The 9,841-nt window shown below is 73.5% G+C and carries 7 protein-coding genes; 3 read left to right on the plus strand and 4 right to left on the minus strand.

From position 1 onward, the window contains the following. Window positions 1–125: 125 nt before the first annotated feature. From ACH9D3_RS16595 to ACH9D3_RS16610, 4 genes are all read right to left on the minus strand, one after another. Window positions 126–1,598 carry an RNA polymerase sigma factor gene (locus tag ACH9D3_RS16595; RefSeq protein ID WP_396411769.1) on the minus strand — a complete coding sequence of 491 codons (1,473 nt, stop codon included), beginning with the start codon at window positions 1,596–1,598 and terminating at the stop codon, window positions 126–128. Window positions 1,599–1,786: 188 nt separating this feature from the next. Continuing rightward, window positions 1,787–3,235 carry a DUF4192 family protein gene (locus tag ACH9D3_RS16600; protein WP_396411770.1) on the minus strand — a complete coding sequence of 483 codons (1,449 nt, stop codon included), beginning with the start codon at window positions 3,233–3,235 and terminating at the stop codon, window positions 1,787–1,789. A 120-nt stretch (window positions 3,236–3,355) separates the two neighbouring features. Then, window positions 3,356–4,651 carry an MFS transporter gene (locus ACH9D3_RS16605; RefSeq protein ID WP_396411771.1) on the minus strand — a complete coding sequence of 432 codons (1,296 nt, stop codon included), beginning with the start codon at window positions 4,649–4,651 and terminating at the stop codon, window positions 3,356–3,358. 85 nt (window positions 4,652–4,736) lie between these two features. After that, a complete protein-coding gene (locus tag ACH9D3_RS16610; protein WP_396398392.1) occupies window positions 4,737–5,654 on the minus strand; it encodes a proteasome assembly chaperone family protein in 918 nt (305 codons plus the stop codon). 265 nt (window positions 5,655–5,919) lie between these two features. Between ACH9D3_RS16610 and ACH9D3_RS16615 the strand changes: the two genes are divergently transcribed. The 3 genes from ACH9D3_RS16615 to ACH9D3_RS16625 all read left to right on the plus strand — a co-directional run. Continuing rightward, window positions 5,920–7,473 carry a leucyl aminopeptidase gene (locus tag ACH9D3_RS16615; protein ID WP_396411772.1) on the plus strand — a complete coding sequence of 518 codons (1,554 nt, stop codon included), beginning with the start codon at window positions 5,920–5,922 and terminating at the stop codon, window positions 7,471–7,473. 142 nt (window positions 7,474–7,615) lie between these two features. Then, complete coding sequence (gene lpdA / locus ACH9D3_RS16620; RefSeq protein WP_396398394.1) at window positions 7,616–8,983, plus strand: dihydrolipoyl dehydrogenase; 1,368 nt, start codon at window positions 7,616–7,618, stop codon at window positions 8,981–8,983. A gap of 118 nt (window positions 8,984–9,101) precedes the next feature. After that, window positions 9,102–9,841: biotin/lipoyl-containing protein (locus ACH9D3_RS16625; RefSeq protein ID WP_396411773.1), on the plus strand; the 740-nt coding region annotated here is incomplete at its 3' end.

Below are 9,841 nucleotides of genomic sequence, written 5' to 3' on the forward strand. Positions count from 1 at the left end.
CACGCCGGCACCGCGGACCGGTCGGCGCGCGGGCGACGCCGCGGCGGGTCCTCCGGTCGCTCCCCGGGCCGGGCCCCGCACCGGCGCGGTGTCCTGGGCGGGGCCCGGGGAGCGGACGCGGCCGGTCAGTCGAGGTAGTCGCGCAGCACCTGCGAGCGGGACGGGTGGCGCAGCTTGGACATCGTCTTGGACTCTATCTGCCGGATGCGCTCACGGGTCACGCCGTAGACCTTGCCGATCTCGTCGAGGGTCTTGGGCTGGCCGTCGGTCAGCCCGAACCGCATGGCCACGACACCGGCCTCCCGCTCGGACAGGGTGTCGAGGACCGAGTGCAGCTGCTCCTGCAGCAGGGTGAAGCTCACGGCGTCCGCGGGGACCACGGCCTCGGAGTCCTCGATCAGGTCGCCGAACTCCGAGTCGCCGTCCTCGCCCAGCGGGGTGTGCAGGGAGATCGGCTCGCGGCCGTACTTCTGCACCTCGACCACCTTCTCCGGCGTCATGTCCAGCTCGTTGGCCAGTTCCTCCGGAGTCGGCTCCCGCCCCAGGTCCTGCAGCATCTGCCGCTGGACGCGGGCGAGCTTGTTGATGACCTCGACCATGTGCACCGGGATGCGGATGGTGCGGGCCTGGTCGGCCATGGCCCGGGTGATCGCCTGGCGGATCCACCACGTGGCGTACGTGGAGAACTTGAAGCCCTTGGTGTAGTCGAACTTCTCGACCGCGCGGATCAGACCGAGGTTGCCCTCCTGGATGAGGTCCAGGAACAGCATCCCGCGGCCGGTGTAGCGCTTGGCCAGCGACACGACCAGGCGCAGGTTGGCCTCGAGCAGGTGGTTCTTGGCGCGCTTCCCGTCGTGGATGACCCAGCGCAGCTCCTTGCGGGTCTGCGGGTCGAGGGAGTCCTTGCCGTCGGCGAGCTTGTGCTCGGCGTACAGTCCGGCCTCGATGCGCAGGGCCAGGTCCACCTCCTGCTCGGCGTTCAGCAGGGCGACCTTGCCGATCTGCTTGAGGTAGTCCTTGACCGGGTCGGCGGTCGCACCGGCGGAGACGACCTGCTGGGCCGGTGCGTCGTCGTCGTCGTTCGCGGTGATGACGAAGCCGGAGGTCTTCTCGTCCTTGGGCGCCGGGACCGCCGCCCCGTCCTCGGGCGCGGCCTCCTCGTCCTCGTCCACGTCGGGGTCGACCACTCCGGCCTCGTCGGTCAGGGCGGTCTCGATCTCGACGTCGTCGGCGACCACGACGTCCTCCTCGAGCTCCCCCGCGGCACGCTGGGCCTCGGTGCTCTTCGGGGCCGCCGCCTTCTTGGCGGCCGGGGCCTTGCCCGCGGCGGTCCGGGTCGCGGTGGACCTGCCGGCCGTCGATCTCGTGGACGTGGCCGCGGTGGCGCTCTTCGGCGCGCCCGGGCCGGCGGCGGTGGACTTCGCCGCCGTGGTCTTCTTGGCGGCCACGGTCTTCTTGGCCGCGGTCGACTTCGACGCGGCGGTCTTCGCCCGCGGCGACGTGCCCGTGGGCTCGGTTCCGGACGGCGACCGAGCGTCCCCGGTGTCCGGGGCCTCGGCGGCGGCGTCCGTCGTCTTCTTGCTGGCGGCAGGTGACACTGAGAGCCTTTCGTTGAGCGGTCACGGCGTCCGCCCTCGGGGCAACACGCCTATGACCCTGTCAAGTCCGTGCTCCGGGCATCGTCCGGCGCGGCGGGCTTGAAGGGTCCTGACAGCCGGAACCACCCCCGGGCGGGATTTGTTCCCGGTCCGCCGGCCGAACCCGGAAAAGCTCGGGCGCCCCCCGCTCAGGAGTGCCAGGCGGTGGCCCGGTCGCGGGCCCACAGGGGGACGGGCCGGGCGTCGGCGAGACGCAGCACGCGCAGCCCCGGCGGATGGCCCGGGACCAGGGCCGTGGCCCGGCGGACGAAGTGGGCGGTGTGCGATCCGCGCGCCCGGAAGCGGTTGAGCTGGGCCAGTTCGACGAGCACGCCCGCCAGCACCCCGCGCCGCAGCGCCTCCTCCGGACCGTCCGACCCGTCCCACCGCGGTCCCTCGTCCGCCGCTGCGGACCGGCCGACGCCGGCCGGGGGAGGCTCCAGCAGCCAGCTGAGCACCTGCAGCACGCGGTAGAGCGCGTCGAGCCGGGGCCAGTCCGGAGCGTCCGCGCACTCGCCGGCGAGCACCCGGGAGAGCCGGACCAGTTCCCCGGCGTCGGGCACCGGGACCGGGGCGGTCTTGGCAGGGGCCGCCTCCCGATCGCACGCGGTCGCCGGTCCGCGGGGCACCGGGGGGACACCCGGGGGGCCCGGCGCACGGGTGGGCCCGCCGGGGACGCCGTCGACGTCCCCGGCGGCACCGGGGCCGCCCGCACCGGGCCCGCCGGCATCGTCGCCGGCGTCGTCGTCGCACAGCTCGGCCCACATCGCCGCCGCCGCGAGGACGCCGGGGAGGTCGTCCGTGGCGCAGGCCGCGAGGAGCAGGTCGGCGGGCACCGGGTCCGCCAGGCTCGCGGCCAGGAAGCCGAGCAGGTCGTCGTCGTGGCCGAGGACCGCGGACACCGGGTCCCCGGGGGCGCCCAGCACCGTCGAGAGGACGTCGTCCCAGAGACGGAGCATCCGCTCCAGGCGCTCGAGGCGGTGCCAGGACCCGTGCCCGGCACGGGCCCAGCGGACGGCGCCGCGCACCACGGCACGGTCGGTCCCGCCGGGCAGCGACCCGTACTCGTGGTCCATGGCCTGCCGCGGTGCGGCCGCGTAGGAGCTGCCCGACGCCACGAGCGCGGCGTTGACGGCGCTGTCCGCGATGCCGGTGACGTCCTGGACGCCGGCGGGGTCGTCGGCCGGCCACCAGCGGTCGCCGGAGAGGATCCACCGTGCGGCCACGACCCGCCCCGCGCGTCGGACCGCCTCGTCCGCGAGCGCGAGCACGGCCGGCACCTCGGGCGCGGCGACGGGCGCTCCCGGCTCCTCCCCGGCGGGCGAGGACGTGTACACGATCACGAAGACCCGGTCGCTCAGGGCGTCGTGGCTCACGAGGTCGGCGAGCTCGGCGACGAAGGCCTCGGCGAAGCGCTCGTCGGACGGGTCGGCCGGGAGGTCGACCCGCACGCAGGCTCCCGCGGTCCCGCCACCGGCGGCGAACAGGACCAGGGACTCCACCGGCCAGTAGCCGAGGGTGTGGGGCACGACGGCCAACAGGTCGGCGGCGCACCGGACGACGGGGACGAAGGGGTCGCGGGTGGGGTGCTGTCTCATGTGCCCAGCCTGGGTGCTGCCGCCCCGGCGGCAGCCGGTGCGGCCCGGGGCTGTGGACCGCGGGCGTGGCGGCGCCCCGATTCCCGGCGCGGTGCAGTGCCGACGGGGGCGTGCGGCGGGTCAGACGGCGTCGGGACCGTGCCGCCGGCGCACCCGCCGCGCGGTGGCCAGCACGCAGGCGGCTCCCGCCGCGGCGATCAGGAACTGCGCCCCGATCGCGATCCGGAAGGCGTCGGGGGCGTACAGCTCGTCGCGGAACCCCGCGGCGTGCAGGACGTCGAGGACGAGGCCCGTGACGAAGATCGCGATCACCGAGGCGGTGAAGCCGCCCACGTTGACGATGCCCGTGGCCGTGCCCGCACGGCGGGCCGGGCTGAAGCTGCGGGTGATGTCGAAGGCGAGCATCGAGGCGGGCATGCTGATCGCGATGACGCACACCGCGGCCAGCACGACCGGCACCGGGGCCGTCCCCGGCCACACCAGCAGGACGGTCCACGCCGCGAAGATCACGGCGGTGACCCCGAGGGCCAGCCGCACGCGGCGGTGCGGGCGGCGGGCGGTGAGCCCGCCCAGGCCGAGCCCCACGGCCAGGTTGGTCAGCACGAAGGAGGTCATCACGACGGAGACGGTGGTGTCCGGCAGCCCCTGCGCGTACTGCAGATAGGGGTACCCCCACATGAGCACGAAGGTGTTGCCCGCGAACTGGGTCGTGAAGTGCACCCAGAAGCCGAGCCGGGTCCCGGGCTCGGCCACGCTCTCCCGGAGCACCCGCCCGGTGTGCCGCAGGCCCAGCTCACGGTTCAGGACGTCCGTGCCGGGGGGCGCGTTGCGCAGCAGGGTCGCGGCGAGCACCGCGGCGAGCAGCGCGAGGGACGCCAGCGCCACGAAGGACGGGAACCACCCGGTGAGGTCGAGGAACCAGGCGAACGGGATGACGGACACGAGCTGGCCGAGGTTGCCGACCACGCCCAGGAACTGGGTGAGCGGCGGCACGCGCAGCGCGGAGAACCAGGCGGGGATCAGGCGCATCACGCACACGAAGGTGGTCGCGTCCCCGGCCCCCACGAGCACACGGCCCGCCACGCCCTCCCCCACCGTGTCGGCCAGGGCCAGCTGGACCTGGCCGGCCGTCATGAGCACGGCCCCCGTGGTGACCATGACGCGGGAGCCGAACCGGTCGACGAGCACGCCGACCGGGATCTGCAGCGCGGCGTAGACCAGGACCTGCATGAGCGAGAACATCGACAGCGCGGAGGCCGCGGTCCCGAAGCGTTCGGCCGCGTCGACCGAGGCGACGCCGAAGCTGGTGCGCTGGGCCACGGCGCTGAAGTAGGCGAAGGTGCCGACGGCGAACACCAGGTAGGCCCGGCGGGAGTCCTTGCCGGGCTCGCGGGATCGCCGGCGGTCGGACTGCATGCACTTCGCTCTCGGGGGACGGGGCCGGGCGGGGACCCGGAACGGCGGGGCCGCCCCGGGACGGTGCCGGGCCGGCCCGCGCGGGTCAGTCCTGCTCGTCCTCCTGGGCGGCGAGGAAGGCCTCGGCCGCGGCGCCGATCTCGTCGGCGTCGGGGAGCTCGGACGCGTCGCCCACCAGCAGGGAGCGCGGGACCGAGGCATCGACGACGTCATCGTAGCGCTGTTCCAGTCCCGCGACGACCGCCTGCACCTCGGGCGAGGCGCCGACCTGCTGGTCGATCTGGCGCTCGATCTCCCGCGCCGCCTCGCGCAGCTCGTCGGAGGGCAGGTTCAGCGACGTCACGGCGCTGATGTGCTCGAGGGCCGCGACGGCCGCGTGCGGCAGGTGTGCCTCGGCCAGGTACTGCGGGACGTGGACGGTGAAGCCGATGTTGTCGATGCCGGCCTCGCCCAGCCGGATCTCGAGGAGCTGCGCGGCCGACGAGCTCATCTCGACGACCGGCTTCCAGGCGTGCTCGGTGGGCAGCAGGTCGGCCCGGTTGCCGTGCACCGAGACGATGAACGGACGGGTGTGCGGCACAGGCATGGGAATGCCCGAGACGATGGCGACGAGCGAGACGTCCATCCGGCGGGCGAGGCCCACGACGGCCTCCGTGAACCGGTTCCACTGCAGGTCCGGCTCCGGGCCCGTGAGCAGCGCGAAGCTGCGCCCCAGTCCGTCCGTGACCAGGCGCAGGGAGAGCTCGGGCCCCTGGAAGCCCTCGAAGTGGTCCTCCACGAAGCTCACGTGCGGCCGGCGGGCGCGGTAGTCGTAGAGCTGGTCGAGGTCGAAGCGGGCCACGACCTCGTGCGGCAGGGCCTCCGTCAGGGTGTGCTCGATCTGCACGGCCACGTGTCCGGCCTCCGCGTAGCCGGACAGGGCGACGATCAGCGGCAGGCCACGAACCCGGGCGTCCTCGAGCAGAGCGGGGTTGCTCAGGTACAGCGAGGTGGGGTCCAGCACAGCTCTTCCTCCTGGGGTGGGGGTGGTCCGGGCGTCCGTGGGGAAGCCGGTGGGGACACGCCGCGGCGGCGCGCCCGGATCATGTCAACCGTCCCCGGGCACCGCATTATTCCCCGGCCCGCCCCGCGTGCCCGGGCCCGCCGACGGGCCCCGGGGCACGCGACGGCCGGGGATAGGATCGGGAGCACGCTCGCCGGACGGGCCGGACCGCCGGGAGCGGCCCAGGCCGGACCCGGCGGTCCCGACCTCAGCGAAAGGACGATCCATGCCCGATGTACAGGACCTGCTCGAACCCCGGGGCATCGAGCTCACCGCCACGCACAAGGCCCTGGGCCGGACACCGGCGCACGCGCTCGTGCTCGCCGTCGAGAAGGGCGCCGCCGGCGACGGCTCGGGGCGGGTCGTGCTCCCCGCGGGAGAGCAGCGCCGGCTCGCCCCCGTGGTGGACGCGGCGGCGGCCCTGCGCGTGAAGGGTGCCGCGGACGAGGTGGCCGTGGTGCCGGCCCCGTCCGGGCTGCCCTTCACCGTGGTGGTGCTGACCGGGGTCGGCGACCTGCCCGAGGACGCCGACGAGCGCGCCGAGGTGCTGCGCCGGGCCACGGGGGCGGCCGTGCGACGGCTCGCCGGGACCGAGTCCGCCGTGCTCGCTCTGCCCGCGGCCACCGAGCAGGACGCCGCGGCGGTCGCCGAGGGGGCCGCCCTCGGCGCCTTCGCGTTCTCCCACCAGCGGGCGGCGACGGCCGGCTCCGTGCAGGCCCCGCTGGCCTCCGCCGTCGTGCACGCCCCGGACGTGGCCCGCGGGGCCCTGGGCCGGTGCCTCGACCGCGCCGCCGCCCTCGGGCGCGGCGTCCGCGCCGCCCGCACCCTCGTGGACCTCTCCCCCAACGTCATGTACCCGGAGGCCGTGGCGGACTACGCCCGCCGGGCGGCCAGGGGCACGAAGGTCTCCGTGACGGTGCTCGCCGAGAAGGACCTCGCCAAGGGCGGCTACGGCGGCCTGATCGGCGTGGGACAGGGCTCGGTGCACGGTCCGCGCCTCGTCAAGCTGGAGTACGCCCCGGCCCGCGCCGCCAAGCACTACGCCTACGTGGGCAAGGGCATCACCTTCGACTCGGGCGGGCTCTCCCTCAAGCCCCCGGCGTCGATGATGACCATGAAGTCGGACATGGCCGGCGCCGCCGCGGTCCTCGCGACCGTCCTCACGGCCGCCGAGCTGGGTCTGCCGGTGCGGGTCACGGGGTGGCTGTGCCTGGCCGAGAACCTCCCCTCCTCCACGGCCACCCGCCCCGGCGACGTGATCACCGTCCGCGGCGGCCGCACCGTGGAGGTCCTCAACACCGACGCCGAGGGGCGCCTCGTGCTCGCCGACGGCCTCGTGGCCGCCTGCGAGGAGGGCCCCGACGCCGTCGTCGACATCGCCACGCTGACGGGTGCGCAGATGGTGGCCCTGGGCGCGCGGACGTTCGGCATCATGGGCGACGACGCCCTGCGCACAGCGGTGGCCGAGGCCGCCCGCGGCGCCGGCGAGGACGGCTGGCCCATGCCCATGCCGGAGCACCTGCGCCCGTCCCTGGACTCCAAGGTCGCCGACCTCAAGAACATCGGCGACAAGAACGGCGGGATGCTCGTGGCCGCGATCTTCCTCCGGGAGTTCGTCGGCGGCGCCGGGGGCACCCGGGTGCCGTGGGCGCACGTCGACATCGCGGGACCCTCCTTCAACGAGGGTTCGCCCTACGGCTACACCCCCGCGGAGGGCACGGGCGCGGGCGTGCGCACGCTCGTCCGGCTGCTGGAGGACGCCGTCGCGGACCGCGGCTGAGGCACGACGACACCCCGCACCGGAGGGAGCATCCGCCTGGTCGCTCCCTCCGGCGTAGGGCTAAGGTATGAACGAACCGAACCCGTCACGGGACGGGGGCGACCCACCCGGAACGACGTCAACGCGCAAGGGAGCCAAACACGTGGCCGACAACGAATTCGACATCCTCGTCCTCGGCGGAGGGAGCGCCGGCTACGCCGCCGCGCTGCGGGCCGTCCAGCTCGGCTTCACCGTCGCCCTGGTCGAGAAGAACAAGCTTGGGGGCACCTGCCTCCACTGGGGCTGCATCCCGACCAAGGCCTACCTGCACTCGGCCGAGCTGGCCGAGGACGCCCGCGAGAGCTCAAAGTACGGCATCCACACCACGCTGGACTCCATCGACATGGCGGCCGTGCGCGAGTACAAGGACAAGATCGTCGCCGGGAAGTTCAAGGGTCTGACGGGCCTCATGAAGATGCGCAAGGTCACGGTCATCGAGGGCGTCGGCAAGCTCACGGGCGAGAACACCGTCGAGGTCGACGGCACCACCTACACCGGCAAGCACATCGTGCTGGCCTCCGGTTCCGTGTCCAAGACCCTGGGCGTCGAGATCGGCGGCCGGATCATGACGTCGACCGAGGCGCTGGAGATCGACTTCGTCCCCGAGAGCGCGATCGTCCTCGGCGGCGGCGTGATCGGCTGCGAGTTCGCGTCCATGTGGAAGTCCTTCGGCGTGGACGTCACCGTCATCGAGGGGCTTCCGCACCTGGTGGCCAACGAGGACCCCGCGCTCATCAAGATCCTCGAGAAGGAGTTCAAGAAGCGCGGCATCAAGTCCAGCCTCGGCACCTTCTTCGAGAAGGTCGAACAGGACGACGACGGCGCGAAGGTCACCCTGGCCGACGGCAAGGTCTTCGAGGCCGACATCGTCCTGGTGGCCGTGGGACGCGGCCCGAACACCGCCGACATGGGCTACGAGGAGCAGGGCATCCCCATGGACCGCGGCTTCGTCACCCCGAACGAGCGCCTGCACACCGGCGTGGGCAGCATCTACGCGATCGGCGACATCGTCCCCGGCGTGCAGCTCGCCCACCGCGGCTACCAGCAGGGGCGGTTCGTGGCCGAGGAGATCGCCGGCCTGAACCCGGCCGTCGTCGACGACGTGAACGTCCCCAAGGTCACGTTCACCGAGCCCGAGATCGCCTCCGTCGGCTACACCGAGCCGAAGGCCAAGGAGAAGTTCGGCGAGGACAACATCGAGGTCGCCGAGTACAACCTCGCCGGCAACGGCAAGAGCTCGATCCTGGGCACGGGTGGCATCATCAAGCTCGTGCGGGAGAAGGACGGGCCGATCATCGGTTTCCACGCCATCGGGAAGCGGATCAGCGAGCAGATGGGCGAGGGCCAGCTCATCGTCAACTGGGAGGCCTACCCCGAGGACGTCGCCGCGTTCGTGCACGCCCACCCCACCCAGAACGAGGCCCTCGGCGAGGCCGCCATGGCCCTCGCGGGCGCGCCGTTGCACGGCTGACGGCACCGAGGCCCCGCCCGCCGGGCGGGGCCTCCCCAGCACCCCGGCACCGGGTCCTGCGCCCGGACCGCAGCATCGAACGCATCATCGAAGGCACCGAAAGAGAGACGGTCGGACCATGTCAGAAACCGTAAACCTGCCCGCACTGGGCGAATCCGTGACCGAGGGCACCGTGACCCGGTGGCTCAAGCAGGTCGGTGACGAGGTCGCCGTCGACGAAGCACTGGTCGAGGTCTCCACCGACAAGGTCGACACCGAGATCCCCTCCCCCGTGGCGGGAGTGATCGAGGAGATCCTCGTCGAGGAGGACGAGGACGTCGAGGTCGGGGCCCCGCTGGTCGTCATCGGGGACGGCTCGGGCTCCTCCTCCGAGGCCGCCCCGGCCGAGGATTCCTCCGGCGAGGGCGACTCCTCCGCCGAGGAGGCCGAGGACGCCGCGACCGAGGCCGAGACCCCCGAGGCGACCGACGAGGCCGCCGAGCAGGAGTCCTCCGGGAAGGACTCCGGGCAGGAGAAGGCCCCGAAGGCCGAGGCCCAGGAGACGGGCGAGGGCAGCGAGGTCACCCTGCCCGCGCTCGGCGAGTCCGTGACCGAGGGCACCGTGACCCGGTGGCTCAAGGAGGTCGGTGACGAGGTCGCCGTCGACGAGCCGCTGCTGGAGGTCTCCACCGACAAGGTCGACACCGAGGTCCCCTCCCCCGTGGCCGGGACCCTGCTGGAGATCCGGGTGCAGGAGGACGAGGACGCGGAGGTCGGCCAGGTGCTGGCGGTCATCGGCTCCGGCGCCGCCCCGTCCGGGGACCAGCCGGCCGAGGACTCCTCCGGCGAGGGCGACTCCTCCGCCGAGGAGGCCGAGGA

The organism is Kocuria kalidii, assembly GCF_044462225.1.
GTDB lineage: Bacteria > Actinomycetota > Actinomycetes > Actinomycetales > Micrococcaceae > Kocuria > Kocuria kalidii.